At 70.6% G+C, this 15,267-nt stretch carries 19 protein-coding genes and 4 tRNA genes; 19 read left to right on the forward strand and 4 right to left on the reverse strand.

All coding sequences use genetic code 11. The features are described from left to right. Nucleotides 1–31: 31 nt before the first annotated feature. Nucleotides 32–682, forward strand: a complete 651-nt coding sequence (locus Ade02nite_RS13085; RefSeq protein ID WP_379037400.1) for a class I SAM-dependent methyltransferase — start codon at nt 32–34, stop codon at nt 680–682. On the opposite strand, the gene Ade02nite_RS13090 is transcribed toward Ade02nite_RS13085, so the two are convergent. Then, entirely contained in the window at nt 645–1,064 is a 420-nt protein-coding gene (locus Ade02nite_RS13090) for an arsenate reductase ArsC (RefSeq protein WP_203761887.1), read from the reverse strand. The genes Ade02nite_RS13085 and Ade02nite_RS13090 overlap by 38 nt on opposite strands. Then, nucleotides 1,061–1,780, reverse strand: coding sequence for an aquaporin (locus Ade02nite_RS13095; RefSeq protein ID WP_203761888.1), 720 nt, complete (start codon nt 1,778–1,780; stop codon nt 1,061–1,063). Before Ade02nite_RS13095 ends, Ade02nite_RS13090 begins: the two co-directional genes overlap by 4 nt. Before the next feature lie 111 nt (nt 1,781–1,891). Between Ade02nite_RS13095 and arsM the strand changes: the two genes are divergently transcribed. Next, nucleotides 1,892–2,740 (forward strand): arsenite methyltransferase, encoded by an 849-nt coding sequence (arsM, locus tag Ade02nite_RS13100; RefSeq protein WP_203761889.1) that lies wholly within the window; start codon nt 1,892–1,894, stop codon nt 2,738–2,740. Nucleotides 2,741–2,893: 153 nt separating this feature from the next. Here arsM and Ade02nite_RS13105 read toward each other — a convergent pair. Beyond that, nucleotides 2,894–2,974: transfer RNA gene (locus Ade02nite_RS13105), tRNA-Tyr, on the reverse strand. 160 nt (nt 2,975–3,134) lie between these two features. On the opposite strand from Ade02nite_RS13105, the gene Ade02nite_RS13110 reads away from it, so the two are divergent. Genes Ade02nite_RS13110 through Ade02nite_RS13120 form a run of 3 tightly spaced genes read left to right on the forward strand, consistent with a single transcriptional unit; the run spans nt 3,135 to nt 4,794 of the window. Continuing rightward, entirely contained in the window at nt 3,135–3,629 is a 495-nt protein-coding gene (locus tag Ade02nite_RS13110) for a YajQ family cyclic di-GMP-binding protein (protein ID WP_203761890.1), read from the forward strand. A 30-nt stretch (nt 3,630–3,659) separates the two neighbouring features. Continuing rightward, a complete protein-coding gene (locus Ade02nite_RS13115; protein ID WP_203761891.1) occupies nt 3,660–3,968 on the forward strand; it encodes a hypothetical protein in 309 nt (102 codons plus the stop codon). A 16-nt stretch (nt 3,969–3,984) separates the two neighbouring features. Further along, nucleotides 3,985–4,794, forward strand: a complete 810-nt coding sequence (locus tag Ade02nite_RS13120) for a sulfurtransferase (RefSeq protein WP_203761892.1) — start codon at nt 3,985–3,987, stop codon at nt 4,792–4,794. 4 nt (nt 4,795–4,798) lie between these two features. Here Ade02nite_RS13120 and Ade02nite_RS13125 read toward each other — a convergent pair whose 3' ends face one another. Then, entirely contained in the window at nt 4,799–5,125 is a 327-nt protein-coding gene (locus Ade02nite_RS13125; protein ID WP_203761893.1) for a hypothetical protein, read from the reverse strand. Nucleotides 5,126–5,591: 466 nt separating this feature from the next. Between Ade02nite_RS13125 and Ade02nite_RS13130 the strand changes: the two genes are divergently transcribed. From Ade02nite_RS13130 to rplL, 14 genes are all read left to right on the forward strand, one after another. Continuing rightward, nucleotides 5,592–8,126: a putative bifunctional diguanylate cyclase/phosphodiesterase gene (locus Ade02nite_RS13130; protein WP_203761894.1), complete on the forward strand. Its 2,535-nt coding sequence runs from the start codon at nt 5,592–5,594 to the stop codon at nt 8,124–8,126. 109 nt (nt 8,127–8,235) lie between these two features. Continuing rightward, nucleotides 8,236–8,308: transfer RNA gene (locus Ade02nite_RS13135), tRNA-Thr, on the forward strand. Nucleotides 8,309–8,355: 47 nt separating this feature from the next. Further along, nucleotides 8,356–8,428: transfer RNA gene (locus Ade02nite_RS13140), tRNA-Met, on the forward strand. A gap of 108 nt (nt 8,429–8,536) precedes the next feature. Continuing rightward, nucleotides 8,537–8,704, forward strand: a complete 168-nt coding sequence (gene rpmG / locus Ade02nite_RS13145; RefSeq protein ID WP_067495822.1) for a 50S ribosomal protein L33 — start codon at nt 8,537–8,539, stop codon at nt 8,702–8,704. A 71-nt stretch (nt 8,705–8,775) separates the two neighbouring features. Then, on the forward strand, nt 8,776–9,222 hold the full coding sequence (locus Ade02nite_RS13150; RefSeq protein WP_203761895.1) for a MaoC family dehydratase N-terminal domain-containing protein: 447 nt from the start codon (nt 8,776–8,778) through the stop codon (nt 9,220–9,222). Continuing rightward, entirely contained in the window at nt 9,219–9,608 is a 390-nt protein-coding gene (locus Ade02nite_RS13155) for a MaoC family dehydratase (RefSeq protein WP_203761896.1), read from the forward strand. The genes Ade02nite_RS13150 and Ade02nite_RS13155 overlap by 4 nt, the downstream gene beginning before the upstream one ends. 118 nt (nt 9,609–9,726) lie before the next feature. Beyond that, nucleotides 9,727–9,799: transfer RNA gene (locus Ade02nite_RS13160), tRNA-Trp, on the forward strand. A gap of 107 nt (nt 9,800–9,906) precedes the next feature. Next, nucleotides 9,907–10,275 (forward strand): preprotein translocase subunit SecE, encoded by a 369-nt coding sequence (gene secE, locus Ade02nite_RS13165; protein ID WP_203761897.1) that lies wholly within the window; start codon nt 9,907–9,909, stop codon nt 10,273–10,275. 77 nt (nt 10,276–10,352) lie between these two features. Then, nucleotides 10,353–11,075 carry a transcription termination/antitermination protein NusG gene (gene nusG, locus Ade02nite_RS13170; protein WP_203761898.1) on the forward strand — a complete coding sequence of 241 codons (723 nt, stop codon included), beginning with the start codon at nt 10,353–10,355 and terminating at the stop codon, nt 11,073–11,075. A 68-nt stretch (nt 11,076–11,143) separates the two neighbouring features. Then, a complete protein-coding gene (gene rplA, locus Ade02nite_RS13175; protein WP_203761899.1) occupies nt 11,144–11,857 on the forward strand; it encodes a 50S ribosomal protein L1 in 714 nt (237 codons plus the stop codon). Between the two features lie 69 nt (nt 11,858–11,926). After that, complete coding sequence (locus Ade02nite_RS13180; protein WP_203761900.1) at nt 11,927–12,892, forward strand: ATP-binding cassette domain-containing protein; 966 nt, start codon at nt 11,927–11,929, stop codon at nt 12,890–12,892. Then, nucleotides 12,889–13,566, forward strand: a complete 678-nt coding sequence (locus Ade02nite_RS13185; protein ID WP_203761901.1) for a hypothetical protein — start codon at nt 12,889–12,891, stop codon at nt 13,564–13,566. Before Ade02nite_RS13180 ends, Ade02nite_RS13185 begins: the two co-directional genes overlap by 4 nt. Before the next feature lie 368 nt (nt 13,567–13,934). After that, entirely contained in the window at nt 13,935–14,480 is a 546-nt protein-coding gene (rplJ, locus tag Ade02nite_RS13190) for a 50S ribosomal protein L10 (protein ID WP_203761902.1), read from the forward strand. A gap of 54 nt (nt 14,481–14,534) precedes the next feature. Further along, nucleotides 14,535–14,924, forward strand: coding sequence for a 50S ribosomal protein L7/L12 (rplL, locus tag Ade02nite_RS13195; protein WP_203761903.1), 390 nt, complete (start codon nt 14,535–14,537; stop codon nt 14,922–14,924). The last annotated feature ends 343 nt before the right edge of the window (nt 14,925–15,267 follow it).

A 15,267-nucleotide genomic window follows, 5' to 3' on the forward strand; every position in this document is an offset into this window, starting at 1 on the left:
CCAACGATCGGCAGGGGGAAAAACCATGAGACTGCGGCCCGTGCCGTCCGGCTACGCCGAGGTCGTCGCCCGCAACCGCGAGTCGTACGGCCCGGACGCCGCCACCGAACGCGACGGCTTCGCGAAACAGCCGTGGAAGATGTCGGAACGGTCCGCCTTCCTCGACCGCCTGCGCGCCGCCGAGGCGACGACCCTGCTCGAGATCGGCTCGGGCACCGGGCAGGACAGCGCCTGGTTCCAGGCCGCCGGGCTGGACGTCACCGCGATCGACCTGTCGCCCGCGATGGTCGAGCGCACCCGCGCCAAGGGGGTGCGCGCCTACGCCCGCGACGTGCTCGACCTGGGCTTCCCCGCCGAGTCGTTCGACGCCGCCTACTCGATGAACGCGCTGCTGCACGTGCCCACCGACGCGCTGAGCGACGCCCTGCTGTCGATCAGCTCGGTGCTGCGCCCGGGCGGCCTGTTCCACCTGGGCGTCTACGGCGGCTCGCCGGAGGAGGGCGTGGCCGACGAGGACCACCACGTCCCGCAGCGCTACTTCGCCTTCCGCTCCGACGAGCAGCTGCTGTCGTACGCCGCCCGCCACTTCGAGGTCCTCGACTTCCACGTGGTGCACGCGGCGGACGGCGTCCGCTACCAGTCGCTCACGCTGGTGCGCCCCGTTCCGTGGCCAGCTCGGTGATCAGCTCGTCGACGCGGGCCCGGATCTCGTCGCGGACGCCGCGGACCACCTCGATCGGCTGGCCGGCGGGGTCGGTCAGCCGCCAGTCCTCGTAGCGCTTGCCGGGAAAGTAGGGGCAGGCGTCGCCGCAGCCCATGGTGACGACGACATCGCTCACCTCGACGGCTGCCTCGTCCAGCTTCCGCGGTTGCGCGCCGGTGATGTCGATGCCGACCTCGGCCATCGCCTGGACCGCCACCGGGTTGATCCGCTCCGCCGGCTCGGACCCGGCCGAGCGCACCTCGACCCGGTCCCCGGCGAGGTGCCGCAGCCAGCCGGCGGCCATCTGCGACCGTCCGGCGTTGTGCACACAGACGAACAGGACACTGGGCTTGGCGCTCATGCTTGCCTCCGATGATCAGTTGTTGCGCCGGCAGAGCTTCTCCCGACGGCCGGAAACCACCACGCGACAGCCGCGACGGCGAGGAGCGCACCCGCGAGCTGGGCGACGACGAAGCCGGGCGCCGAGCCCGGTGCGATGCCGGCGAAGGTGTCGCTGAACATGCGGCCGATCGTGACGGCCGGATTGGCGAAGCTGGTGGAGGAGGTCCACCAGTAGGCGGCGCCGATGTAGGCGCCGACCGCCGCCGGAGCCGTCGTGAGCCGGCCCGAGCGGGCCAGCGAGACGATCAGCAGGAGCAGGCCCGCCGTCGCCACGACCTCGGCCAGCCACAGCCGTCCGCCGTCGCGATCGGTGCGGGACGAGGTGACGGCGGACAGGCCGGACATCACGTTGGCGAGCGCCGCGCCGGCGATGGCGCCGAGGGTCTGCGCCACCGCGTAGCCGGCCGCCTCCCGGCCGCTCAGGCCGGTGCCGGCGCGACGGCCCAGCCACCAGTCGACGGCCGAGACGACCGGATTGAAGTGCGCGCCGGACACCGGGCCGAACACGAGGATCAGCGCGCCCAGGGCGAGCGCGGTGGCGATCGCGTTCTCCAGCAGCTGGAGCCCTCCGTCGGCGGGGGACAGGCGGGACGCGGCGATGCCGGACCCGACGACCGCGGCGACCAGCAGGCCCGTGCCGGCGAACTCGGCGCTCAGCCGGCGCGCCGGGCTCACGCCGGCGCCCCGAGTTGTTGATTTGACACTCGTCGAGTTTGACAGACGTCGAATCCGCGGAGCAAGCTGGTAGCAATTCGACGTCCATCGAAATCACTTCGGAGGTCCGCCATGACCGAGCCCGTCACCATCGTCAGCGCCGAGGAGGCCGCCGCGGCCACGTCCGCCCCGAGCTGCTGCGGCGGTCCCGCAGTCGCCGAGGAGGGCGCCGCGGCCACGTCCGCCCCGAGCTGCTGCGGCGGTCCCGCAGTCGCCGAAGAGGGCGCCGGCATCCGGGAGCAGGTCCGCGCTCGCTACGCCGACGCCGCCACCCGGGCCGCGGAGGGCGGCGGCTGCGGCGGCGGCGACCTCTACGCCGAAAATGAGCAGGGTGAGCTGCCGGAGGCGGCCCTGCGAGCCAGCCTGGGCTGCGGCAACCCGCTGCGCGTGGCCGACCTGCACGCGGGGGAGACGGTCCTCGACCTCGGCTCCGGCGGCGGCATCGACGTGCTGCTCTCCGCCCGCCGGGTCGGCCCCACCGGTCACGTGCACGGGCTCGACATGACCGACGAGATGCTGGAGCTGGCCCGCCGCAACGCCGCCGAGGCCGGCGCCACCAACGTCGAGTTCCACCGGGGCCACATCGAGGAGATCCCGCTGCCGGACGCGTCGGTCGACGTCGTGATCTCCAACTGCGTGATCAACCTGTCTGCCGACAAGCCGTCCGTCTTCGCCGAGATGCACCGCGTCCTGCGCCCGGGCGGCCGGGTCGGCGTCTCGGACGTCGTCGCCGAGGATCACCTCACCCCCGAGCAGCGCGGCGTGGTCGGCGACTGGTCCTCCTGCATCGCGGGCGCCCTGTCCCGCTCCGAGTACATCGAGGGCCTCACCGCGGCCGGCTTCGCCGACGTCAGCGTCGAGTTCACCGGCGGCTACGCCGAGGGCATGCACGCCGCCATCGTCCGCGCACGCCGACCCTGACAAGCGCCGACCCTGGCACGCGCCGACCCTGGCACGCGCCGGCCCTGACACGCGCCGACCCTGACACGCGCCGACCCTGGCACGCGCCGACCCTGGCAAGCGAAACGGCCCCGGACCGCGTCTGGCGCGACTTCCGGGGCCGTTCTCTGCCTGTGGCGGGTGAAGGATTCGAACCTTCGTAGCTTTCGCGACGGATTTACAGTCCGCTCCCATTGGCCGCTCGGGCAACCCGCCTGGGCACACCACTGCGGTCTCCCGCAGCAGCGAGACACAGGATAGCCGTACCGCAGGGCGGCCTCGCAACCGGGTACGGTCGGCATGTCGGGGGCCGGGCGCCGGCCTCCGTCCCCCGAGACGTGACCATCGACGTACGCGAGTTTCGCAGGAGTCTTTCATGCCAGCCAGCCCGTCTTTCGACATCGTGAGCAAGGTCGACCAGCAGGAGGTGGACAACGCGTTCCACCAGGCGGAAAAGGAGCTTTCCACCCGCTTCGACTTCCGCGGTACGGGCACGAGCATCGCCAAGTCGGGTGAATCCGGCGTCACCATCACCTCCGAGACCGAGGAGCGGGCCACCGCCGCGCTCGACGTGTTCAAGGAGAAGCTGGTCAAGCGGAACATCTCCCTGAAGTCGCTGGACGCCGGCGAGCCGCGGCAGTCCGGCAAGACGTACAAGATCGATTGCCGGATCATCGAGGGAATCGAGTCCGACAAGGCCAAGGCGATCAGCAAGAAGATCCGCGACGAGGGCCCCAAGGGCGTGCAGGCGCAGATCCAGGGCGACCAGCTGCGGGTCACCGGCAAGAAGAAGGACGACCTCCAGGCCGTGATCAGCCTGCTGAAGGCGGAGGACTTCGGCGTCGCCCTCCAGTTCACCAATTACCGCTAAAAGGGCGCGCGATCGTCCCAGACTGGGGCCATGAGCACCAGTACGTGGACCCTGGTGGTCGGCGGGGTGGCCGGTGCCGCGTTGGCGATCTTCGGAGCGTCGATGCTGATCACCGGCCGGGCCCCGCAGGCGACCGCCCGTGCCTTCCGCAGCATCCGGGACGCCGGCTTCTACCACCTGCTCTTCGGGGTGGGGCTGGGGTTGGTGGTGCTGGGCACGGGCTTCGACAGTCCGGTGGTCACCTTGACCGTCACCGTCCTCGCGGTGGCCATGGTCGGGGTGGCGCTGGTCCGTTTCCGCCCTCGTGCGCGGCGACGGGAGCATCACGCAGGCAAATAAGGAGAGAGGTGGAGCGTTGATCGAGCCGGTGGTCGATGTCGACTGGGTGCGGGCACACCGGGACCGGCTGGTCCTCGCCGACGTGCGGGCATATCTGGACGGTCGTTCGGGTCGCGAGGCCTACGGCCGCGGCCATCTGCCGGGTGCGGTCTTCGTCGACCTCGATCGCGATCTCGCGGCTCCGGCGAGCCCGGCGGCGGGGCGTCACCCCCTGCCGGCCCCCGAGGCTTTCGCCGCCCGCATGAGCGAGCTCGGCATCGGTGACGGCGACACGGTCGTCGCGTACGACGACGCGGGCGGCGTGATGGCCGCCCGCCTCGTGTGGATGCTGCGCGCGCTGGGCCACGACGCCGCCCTGCTCGACGGCGGCTTCGACGCGTGGGACGGCGAGCTCGAGACCACCGTCCCCGAGCGGGCGCCCGCCCGCTTCGCGGCGCGGCCGTGGCCCGCGGACCGGCTCGCCACCATCGACGACGCCGTGGACGGCGCGAACGTGGTGATCGACGCCCGCCAGCCCGAGCGCTTCCGCGGCGAGACCGAGCCGATCGACCCGCGCCCGGGCCACATCCCCGGCGCGCGCAGCGTCTCGTGCCGGGAGAACGTCGACGCGAGTGGCCGGTTCCTTCCCGCCGAGGTGCTGCGCGAGCGCTTCGCGGCCGCGGGTGTCACCGACGGCGCCGAGGTCGTCTCCTACTGCGGTTCGGGCGTGACCGCCTGCCACAACCTGCTTTCCCTGGAGCGGGCCGGCTTCGCCCCGGGCCGTCTCTACCCCGGTTCCTGGTCGCAGTACGCGGCCACCGGCCGTCCCGCGGCGACCGGCGCCTGACGCTCTAGGAGACCTGCTCCTCGGCCCAGCGGTTGTGCGCCTCCCAGGCGGCCTGCTTGGTGCTGCCCAGCGCCGCCCCGATCTGGGTCCACGAGGCCCCGGCGTCGCGGGCGGCGCGCACCATCGCCTGCCGCCCGTACCCGGCCTTGCGGATGACGACCTCGTTGAGCGCGAGCAGCTCCAGCGCCTCGGCGCGGCTCAGCGGCTCGCCCCGGTCCCCGGCCATCGAGGCCAGCGCGGTGCGCATCCTCAGCTCGTCGTAGCGCGTTGTAGCCGAGGACAGCGTGTGCTGGCGCTCCAGATCGTCGGGGGTCACGGAGTAGGCAGTCACGCGCGACAGCGTGGCGTCAGGACCGCTTGACGTCAAGGCATCCTGACGGGGGCGATGCGAATTGCCCTCACTTCTCCCGTTATTTCGGACGTAAAGTCGTCAATTCTGCGCTCGGGTATGGGGGGATTAACTCAACCGTTCGGTCAGGATTTCGGAATGTGCGGTTTCGACTCGCCGGTGAGCGCTGCCTGTCGCACACCTGGTGTGGCACCATCATGTGACCCCCTACCGAAGCCTGTTACACCTCACAGGAGCCATACATGTCTGCAAGGAAGCTGGGCCGCCTCGCCGGCTTGGTTTTGGCCATCGCTGTCGCCTTCGGTGGCGTGGCCGGCCTGAGCGGGCACCCGTCTGCTGTCGCCACGGGGGCGTCACCCACCAGCAATCTCGTGGTGGATTGGGAGTAAGGGTTCAGCCGCGCATCAACCTGGCGTTGCGGGACCGCGTCGACTGACGAGGGAGTGCAATGGTCGGGCGACCGCGGGCAGGACGGCGGTCCGGGCGCTACGCCTGGTTGATCACCAACCCTCTGGCACTGTTCGCCCTCATCTGCGCCATCGCGTTCTGGATCCAGGATCCGGACTGGTATGAGGAATGGCCCGGCGCGCTCGTCGCGCTGGCGGGCATCATCGTCGCGTACATCGGCGTGATCAACGTGGTGATCCGCCGGAACACGATGAGCTTCTACATCACCGAAGTGCCGTTCCTCCTCGCGCTCTACTATCTGCCCCCGGTCACGGTCATCGTGGTGATGACGCTGGCCGCGCTGGTCGCCAAGCTCACCCGCGGCGCCGTGCTGGTGCCGAGCAAATTCTGGTTCAACGTCGCCAAGTCGTCCGCGGGCGCCGCGGCGGCCGTGCTCGTCCTGTCCGCCATGCCGCCGATCCGCGGCGCCGGACCGGGCACCTGGGTCATCCTCTTCGCCGCCGTCGGGGTCAGCGTGCTGGTCGAGGTCCTCAGCCTCGCCGCCGTGATGGCCGTCGTGCAGGGCGGCCGCGCGGGACAGGACGTCATCCGCGGCTCCCTCTCGATCTGGATCGGCGCCGGCGTCAACGTCGTTCTCGGCCTGATCTTCCTGGTCGCCCTGGTGGCCACCGAGTGGTCGGCGGTGCTGCTCGCGATCCTGGTGGTCGCGCTGGTCCTCATGCTCCGCTCGTTCACCGAGTTCTTCCGGCAGCACCGCACGCTCGCCGACGTCTACGAGCTCACCAAGGCCGTGCGCGACGAGAGCAGCGACGCCGGTCTGCCGGACGTCATGCTCGAACGGGTGCGGGCGCTGATGCGCTCGGAGTACGCGACGCTCTGGCTCTCCCCGCAGGGCCGCCATCCCGAGGTGCTGCTCACCGCCCGCGTCGAGAACAAGGGCCTGCTCGACCTCTCGCCGACCCCCGCGGCCGTCCGCGAGCAGGCGATCGCCGACGGGCACACCCTGGCGGTCGGCAATCAGTTCCCCGGCGCCGAGCCGCTGCGCCAGGCGCTGCGCGACACCAAGGTCAAGGACGTCATCGTGGTGCCGCTGCGGTCGGGACACACCCCCATCGGCAGCCTCGAGGTGATCAACAGGCTGGGCGACACCCGTACCTTCCGCCCGGCCGACGTGCAGGTGCTCGAGACCATCGCCGCGCACGTCGCCGTGGCCGTCGAAAATGCGCGCCTGGTCGACCGGCTGCGCTACGACGCCTATCACGACCGGCTCACCGGGCTGCCCAACCGGCGGCGGATCACCGACGCGCTCGCCGAGTCGGTCAAGGTGCGCGCCGAGGACGAGGTCGTCGCCGTGCTCCTGTTCGACGTCGACGGCCAGCGCGACGTCAACGAGTCGATGGGCCACGCGGCCGGCGACAAGCTGCTCGCCGAGGTCGCCGGCCGGCTCCGCGGCATCTCCGGCCCCGGCGCGCTGGTCGGCCGCATCGGCGGCGACGAGTTCGTGATCACCCTGCGCGCCGAGAGCACCGAGGCGACCGTCCAGCTCGCCACCGAGATGCGCGAGCAGCTGCGCGGCCCGATGACCGTGGGCACGCTCACCCTCGACCTCGACACCGCGGTGGGCGTGGCCGTCTACCCCGATCACGGCGCCGACCCCGAGACGCTGATCCAGCGCGCCGAGCTCGCCGCCAACGCCGCCAAGGTCCTCCCGTACGGCGTGCAGCTCTTCCACCCGGCGCTGGAGTCCCGGGCGGTCCGCCGCCTCGGCATCGCCGCCGACCTGCGGGTGGCGCTCGACAGCGGCGCGATCGACGTCTACTTCCAGCCCAAGGTGACCCTCAAGGACAGGCACCTGGTCGGCGTGGAGTGCCTGGCCCGCTGGCAGCACCCCGCGCAGGGCGAGGTCGCCCCCGAGGACTTCATCGCCGTGGCCGAGCACACCGGCCAGCTCTCCCGGCTCACCGAGGTGGTGCTCACCGAGGGCCTGCGGCGCTGTCGCGAGTGGGCCGACGAGGACCGGCCGCTCTCCATCGCGGTCAACCTCTCGGTGCGCACGCTGCTCGACTCCCGCTTCCCCGACCAGGTCGCCACGCTGCTGGAGCGCTACGGCGTGGCCGCCGCCCAGGTGACCTTCGAAATCTCCGAGCCCGGCATGCTCGGCGACATCGAGCGGGTGCTGCCCACCCTCTACCGGCTGCGCGATCTGGGCGTGCGGCTGAGCGTCGACGACTTCGGCACCGGCGCGTCCTCACTGTCCTATCTGAGGCAATGGCCCGTCCACGAGGTAAAGATCGACGACAGCTTCGTGCAGGGCATGGCGACCGACACCGGCGACCTGGCGATCGTGCGCGCGGTGGTGAGCCTGGCCCGCGAGTTCGGTCTCACCGTGGTCGCCGAGGGCGTCGAGAGCGAGCTCACCCTCGACCTGCTCGAGGAGATGGGCTGCGAGATCGGCCAGGGCTATCTGTTCAGCCGCCCGCTGCCGTACGAGCGCCTGGAGGCCTGGTTCTCCGCGCAGACCGAGCCGGCCACCACCCCCTCGGGTGAGGTCCGCAAGCTCCGAGCAGTGGGCTGACCTGTGGTTTCACGATGTTGGGGGAGTCGATTTCACCCCCGAGACCAGGCCGTGTAGTCTTACTCCTGCGCAGCAAGCGAGAGATCGCGCTGGGTTTGCAGTACAGCTCGCCCCCTTAGCTCAGTCGGCAGAGCGTCTCCATGGTAAGGAGAAGGTCTACGGTTCGATTCCGTAAGGGGGCTCTACCGGGTTCGTTCCCGCCGCAGGCGCTGGACTTGAGCCTGGCTTCGGCGGTGTAGCTCAGTTGGCAGAGCAAGCGGCTCATAATCGCTGTGTCGCCGGTTCAAGTCCGGCCACCGCTACTTGTGTGAGAGGGATCCCGTCCCGGGGTCCCACTTTGCATGTCGGCAGCTCTAGGGCGTACTCTGGAGCGTCGTTGATTAACCCCGTTAGCAGGAAGGCAATCCGTCGTGGCCAAGGCGACCGACGTCCGTCCGAAGATCACCCTGGCGTGTACGGAGTGCAAGGAGCGGAACTACATCACCCGTAAGAACCGCCGCAACGACCCGGACCGCATCGAGCTGAAGAAGTTCTGCCCCCGGGACGGCAAGCACACCCTGCACCGCGAGACCCGCTGATCTCAGCGCCTCACCAAGCTCTCCCTGCGCCGTCCGGATCCGTCCGGGCGGCGCAGAGTAGTTTGTGGGGCATGCCCCTCGACCAGTCATTTGTCGGCCGCAGCTGGCCGGCCACCGAGCCTTACCAGGTCGGCCGCGAAAAGATCCGCGAGTTCGCCCGCGCGATCGGCGCCACCGACGCCGAGTACCACGATCCCGAGGCCGCCCGCGCCCTCGGCTACGCCGACGTGGTGGCCCCGCCCACCTTCCCGGTGGCGATCACGATGGCCGCGAGCCGGCAGATCATCGAGGACCCGGCGCTCGGGCTCGACTACAGCCGCGTGGTGCACGGCGACCAGAAGTTCGCGTACGCCCGGCCCGTGGTGGCCGGCGACGCGCTGGTCTGCGTCAACTCGGTCGACGAGATCACCTCGCGCGGCGGTCACGACTTCCTGACCACCCGCACCGAGGTCACCACCGAGGCCGGCGAGCCGGTCGTGACGGTGTGGTCCAAGCTGGTCCAGCGCGGGGAGGCATGACGATGGAGCCGCAGACCTTCCGGGTCACCCGGGCCGACCTGGTGCGCTACGCGGGCGCCTCGGGCGACTTCAACCCGATCCACTGGAGCGACCGCGTCGCGACGAGCGTCGGCCTGCCCGGCGTGATCGCGCACGGCATGTTCACCATGGCGCTGGTCGGCCGGGCGGTGACCCACTGGGCCGGCGCGCCCGACGCGGTGGCCGAGTTCAGCGTGCGCTTCTCGCGGCCCGTGCCGGTGCCGGACACCGACGAGGGCACCGAGGTGGTGGTCACCGCCACCGTGAAGGAGACCACCGACGACGGGCTCACCCGGCTGGCGCTGACCGCCACCTGCCAGGGCGAAAAGGTCCTCTCGCTGGCTCAGGCGGTCATTCGCAAGCGATAGGGCGAGCCCGGGTTGGGCGAACCGCCTGTGAACCCGTACACTGGTGCGCCGTGGGGCAGTGACCCCCCGAGTTCGCCTGCACCAAAGAGGCGGACCCGAGGGATCGGCCGCCTCGCGAAGGGGTGTAGCTCAATTGGCAGAGCAGCGGTCTCCAAAACCGCAGGCTGCAGGTTCAAGTCCTGTCACCCCTGCGCAAGCCCTCGTAGACGTGCCCGCCCGGTGCGCGGTCCGCACGACACCGCGCCGGACGAAGCGCCCGCGGGGACCCCATCACCACCGATGACGGAAGTAGGGCGCCATGGCCGAGAGGAACCGACCCGGTGACGCCGGCGACCCGGCCGACGACGAGGTGTTTGACGACGCCGTCGAGGACGACAAGGACGTCCCGGGCGACGACGACGCCGAGCCGGTAGGCCGCGGTGGCACCGCGCTCGCCGAGCGCACGCCGAAGGCGAAGAAGGAAGCGCGCAGGACCGGCTTCTTCGGCCGCATCGGCGGTTTCTTCCGTGAGGTCGTCAGCGAGCTGCGTAAGGTCATCTGGCCGACGCGCAAGGAGCTGCTGACCTACACCACGATCGTCATCGTCTTCGTGGCGGTCATGACGGCGATCGTCGGCCTGCTCGACCTCGGCCTGGGCAAGGCCGTCCTCTGGGCCTTCGGCGGCTGAGAAAGGCTCGCCGAGGGCGCGAGCCCGCGGGCGTGACCGCCCGCATTCGAACATGACTTACCTGGAAGTGAGCGAGCGTGCCTGAGTACGACGAGGAGACCGCGGAGTCCGTCGACGAGCAGTCGTCGGTGGCGACGGCGGACGACGACGAGTCGGTCGAGGCCGCCCAGCCCGAGCCCGCGACCGCGGCCGTGGAGCAGGACGAGGACTACGACCCGGTCCAGGAGCTGCGCCAGAAGCTGCGCTACGCGCCCGGCGACTGGTACGTGGTGCACTCCTACGCGGGTTACGAGAACAAGGTCAAGACCAACCTCGAGACCCGCATCACGAGCCTCGACATGGAGGACTTCATTTTCCAGGTCGAGGTGCCGACCCGCGAAGAGGTCGAGGTCAAGGGCGGCAAGCGCGTCCAGGTCAACAACAAGGTCTTCCCGGGCTACATCCTGGTCCGCATGGACCTGACCCCCGAGTCGTACAGCTGCGTGCGCAACACGCCCGGCGTGACCGGCTTCGTGGGTGCCACCGACCGGGTGGACCGGCCCGCGCCGCTCTCGCTCGACGAGGTGCTCAAGTGGCTCGCCCCTGCCGTCGAGCAGGAGGAGAAGAAGGCGAAGCCCGAGGTCAAGGTGCTCGACTTCGAGGTGGGCGACTCGGTCACCGTCACCGACGGCGCGTTCGCCTCGCTGCCGGCCTCGATCAGTGAAATTAATGCCGACCAGCAGAAGTTGAAGGTTCTGGTCTCCATCTTCGGCCGTGAGACGCCGGTGGAGCTCAACTTCAACCAGGTCACCAAGATCTGACGCAACACAGCAGTCAGTGGGAGGGCCGTCTCCACGAGCGGCCCGCCATCTACCACAGGAGTAAGAACATGCAGCGCAGCAAGGGCTACCGCAAGGCGGCCGAGGCGATCGACGCCAACAAGCTCTACGAGCCCGCCGAGGCCATCAAGCTGGCCAAGGACGCGAGCCCGACCAAGTTCGACGCCACCGTCGAGGTCGCCATGCGTCTCGGTGTCGACCCGCGTAAGGCCGACCAGATGGTCCGCGGCACCGTCAACCTGCCGCACGGCACCGGCAAGACCGCCCGCGTGATCGTCTTCGCCCAGGGCGCGAAGGCCGAGGAGGCCCTCGCGGCCGGCGCCGACGAGGTCGGCACCGACGAGCTCGTCGCCCGCATCCAGGGCGGCTGGCTCGAGTTCGACGCCGCGATCGCCACCCCGGACCAGATGGCCAAGATCGGCCGCATCGCCCGGATCCTCGGCCCCCGCGGCCTCATGCCCAACCCGAAGACGGGCACGGTCACCATGGACGTGACCAAGGCCGTCAACGAGATCAAGGGCGGCAAGATCACCTTCCGGGTGGACAAGCACTCGAACCTGCACCTGATCATCGGTAAGGCCTCGTTCTCCGAGGACCAGCTGGTGGACAACTACGCCGCGGTGCTCGACGAGATCCTGCGGGCCAAGCCGTCCGCGGCCAAGGGCAAGTACCTGAAGAAGGTCACGGTCACCACGACCATGGGCCCCGGCGTCCAGATCGACCCTAACGTGATCAAGAACGTGAAGGCCGGCGCCGACGCCTGAGCCGCATAGATCATCGAGAACGCCCCTGGGGGACACCCCGGGGGCGTTTTCTGTGGGAGGCTTCCGGTCGTGCGCTTCGACGGAGTGTGGTTCCGCTACGGGCGCCGCCTGCCCTGGGCCCTGCGCGAGGTGTCCGCCACCGTCGAGCCCGGCAGCACCATCGTCGTGCTGGGCCGCAACGGCGCCGGCAAGTCGACACTGCTCCAACTCGCCGCGGGCGTGCTGCGCCCGGTGCGCGGAGCCGTCCACGACCGGCCGCCGGTGGTCGGGTGGGTGCCCGAGCGCTTCCCCGCCGACCAGCCCTTCACGGCCGGCCAGTACCTGCGCCGCATGGCCGAGCTCCGCGGCGTCGGCCCCGGCGCGGCGGGGGAGTGGATCGAGCGCCTGCTGCTCACCGAGCACGCCGGCACCCGCCTCGCCGACCTCTCGAAGGGCACCGCGCAAAAGGTGGGCGTCGCCCAGGCCCTGCTCCGCCGTCCCGGCCTGCTCGTGCTCGACGAGCCGTGGGAGGGCCTGGACGCGGCCGCCCGCACGCTGATCCCCCAGATCGTCGCCGAGGTGACCGCCTCGGGCGGCATCGTGCTGGTCAGCGACCACCGCAACGAGATCGCCGGCCTGCCGGGCGCGACCCACTGGCGGGTCGCCGAGGCAAGCCTGCACGCCGAGGGCGACACCGGCCACGAGGACGAGGTCATCGTCGAGGTCGCCGTCCGCCGCGCGGACGTCGACCAGGCGGTGGTCCGGCTCCGTGCCGAGGGTCACCGCATCCTTGCTGTACGGGCAAGCACCGCCCCCCAACCGCAGGTGCGCCGCCCCGCCGCTCCCGAGCACCCCTTCGCCTCCGGCCGTGAGGTGGCCCCGGTTCAAGACGGTCCCGGCCGCGAGGTCGCCCCGGAACAGGGCATTCCCGGCCGCGAGGTCGCCCCGGGGCAGGGCATTCCCGGCCGCGAGGTGGCGCCGGCGCAGGGTGGCCCCGGCCGCACGCCGAGTGGCCCGGGCGACGACTCGGATCGGACGAGGGGTGACCGCCGGTGACCGCGCTCGTGCGGATGCGGCTGGCCGCCTTCGTGCGCGGGGGGCGCGCGCTGGCGCCCCTGATCGCCGTGCTGGTCGTTCTGGGCGTCATCTACGGCGGCGGGGCATCGCCGGCCTCGGTGGCCTACGGCTATTCGGCGGCGGCCCTGTTCCCCGTGCTGGCGTGGCAGTCCAAGCTCGCCCTCGACACCGAGCCCGACGTCCAGCGCCGCCTGGCCCGCACGGCGGTGGGCGCCCGGCGCGAGGCGGTCGCCGGCTTGCTGGCCGCCGTGCTGCCGGCCCTGGCCGTCTGCGCCGCCGCCATGCTCGCACCCTGGCTGGTCGGGGGCATCGAGACCGGCGGCGCGCTCACCGGATCGCTGCTGGGCGCCCTGGCCCACCTGCTCGCCGTCGTGCCCGCGGTCGCGGTCGGCGCCCTGGCCAGCCGCGCCGTCACCGGCGGCGTCCGCAACGGGGTGGCCGTGCTCGTGGTCGCGGCCGTCCTGGTGGTCGTGCTCGGCCTCCAGGGCTCGATCGCGCCGTGGCTCGTCCCGCCGATCATGGCTACCGCCCGCGCCCTGAACGACGCCGACCCGCCACCCGCCTCCACCCTGCTGCTGATCACCGGCTGGGCCGCCCTCTGGTGCGCCGTCACCCTCGGCGGCTACGGCTGGCTCCGCCGCACACGCGCCTGAAGGCCCGCTCGGAGCCGCCTCATCGAGCCGGCCCCTCCCTTGCCGGCCCTCGCCGAGCGGCGGGCCGCACGAGCGTGAGCTGGGCGAAGAGCCCGCGACCGGGCCGATTTGGCGGTCGCGGCGTCACCGCGTACAGTTGCTTGTCGAAGTTCCACCCAAAGACCGCTGGTCGCCGCAGTCCCCGTCGCGAGACGGAGATCGCGGCCGAAGGTCCCGCAGAGTGCGGGCGACCCGCGCAGGGGAGAACGGTTCGTGACCGGGCGATAGATCTGCCCGCTCCGCCCCGTGCGCCCTGCGCCGGGGCGTTTCTCATTCTCGCCCCTCCTTCGGTTCGGCCAGTGGCACGAGCATTACGAGAGAGGAGGGACATGGCGGACAAGCCGGTCCGGGCCGACAAGGCCACCGCCGTCGCGGAGCTGACGGACGACTTCCGTAACGCGTCGGCCACCGTGTTGACCGAGTACCGCGGGCTCACGGTCAAGCAGCTCACCGAGCTGCGCCGTTCGCTGGGCAAGGACACCAAGTACTCGGTGTCCAAGAACACCCTGGCGAAGCGTGCCGCGAGCGACGCGGGCATCGAGGGCCTCGACAACCTGTTTGCCGGTCCTACCGCGCTCGCCTTCATCAGCGGCGACCCGGTCGAGGCGGCCAAGGGCCTTCGTGCCTTCGCCAAGGCCAACCCCGTCCTGAAGATCAAGGGCGGTGTTTTCGAGGGCAAGGCGATCAGCGCTGACGACGTCAACAAGATCGCTGACCTCGAGTCGCGTGAGGTTCTGCTGGCCAAGCTGGCCGGCGCTATGAAGGGCAACCTGTCCAAGGCGGCCGGCCTCTTCCAGGCCCCGCTGTCGCAGGTGGCGCGCCTCGCGGCCGCTCTTCAGGAGAAGCGCGAGAAGGACGGTCCCGCGGAGGCCTGAGCCACCGCGAACCAGCAAGACTTTTTCATCAGTACCTAGGAAAGGTTGCCAGACATGGCGAAGCTCAGCACCGACGAGCTGCTCGACGCGTTCAAGGAGATGACGCTGATCGAGCTGTCCGAGTTCGTGAAGCAGTTCGAGGAGACCTTCGAGGTCACCGCGGCTGCTCCGGTCGCCGTTGCGGCCGTCGGCGGCGGCGCCGGCGCTGCCCCGGCCGAGGCCGAGGCCGAGAAGGACTCGTTCGACGTCGTCCTCGAGAGCGACGGCGGCAAGAAGATCCAGGTCATCAAGGTCGTGCGTGAGCTGACCGGCCTGGGCCTCAAGGAGGCCAAGGACGCCGTCGAGGGTGCCCCCAAGGCGATCCTCGAGGGTGTCAACAAGGAGAAGGCCGACGCCGCCAAGGCGAAGCTCGAGGGTGAGGGCGCCAAGGTCACCCTCAAGTGATCTAGCGCTACCCAGTTTTTCCTCGCTGACGGCGAGGGCCCTGCTCAGGGCCCTCGCCGTCGGTGCTTTCGGGCCCGACCCGCTCGGAGGCCCTTGACTGTGTGTCCGCTGACAGGCACGCTGATGGCAGCAAGTTTCCGCGCTTGCGACAGCCGTCTCGTGGGTAATCCGGTGCCGCCGGTCCCACAGACCGGCACCCGGGGAAAGATGCCGCGTCGAGCGGCCCCACCGCAAGGCCCTGGCCCTTCTGGAGGCGCAGGTCAGAGGCCGTGGGGCCACGCTCCGCAGGTTTCCTCAGGTGTGGGCTGGACAGCGGTTAGCCGAGCGGCTACACTGCTAGTTT

Origin of the sequence: Paractinoplanes deccanensis, assembly GCF_016862115.1 — a bacterium.
Lineage (GTDB): Bacteria > Actinomycetota > Actinomycetes > Mycobacteriales > Micromonosporaceae > Actinoplanes > Actinoplanes deccanensis.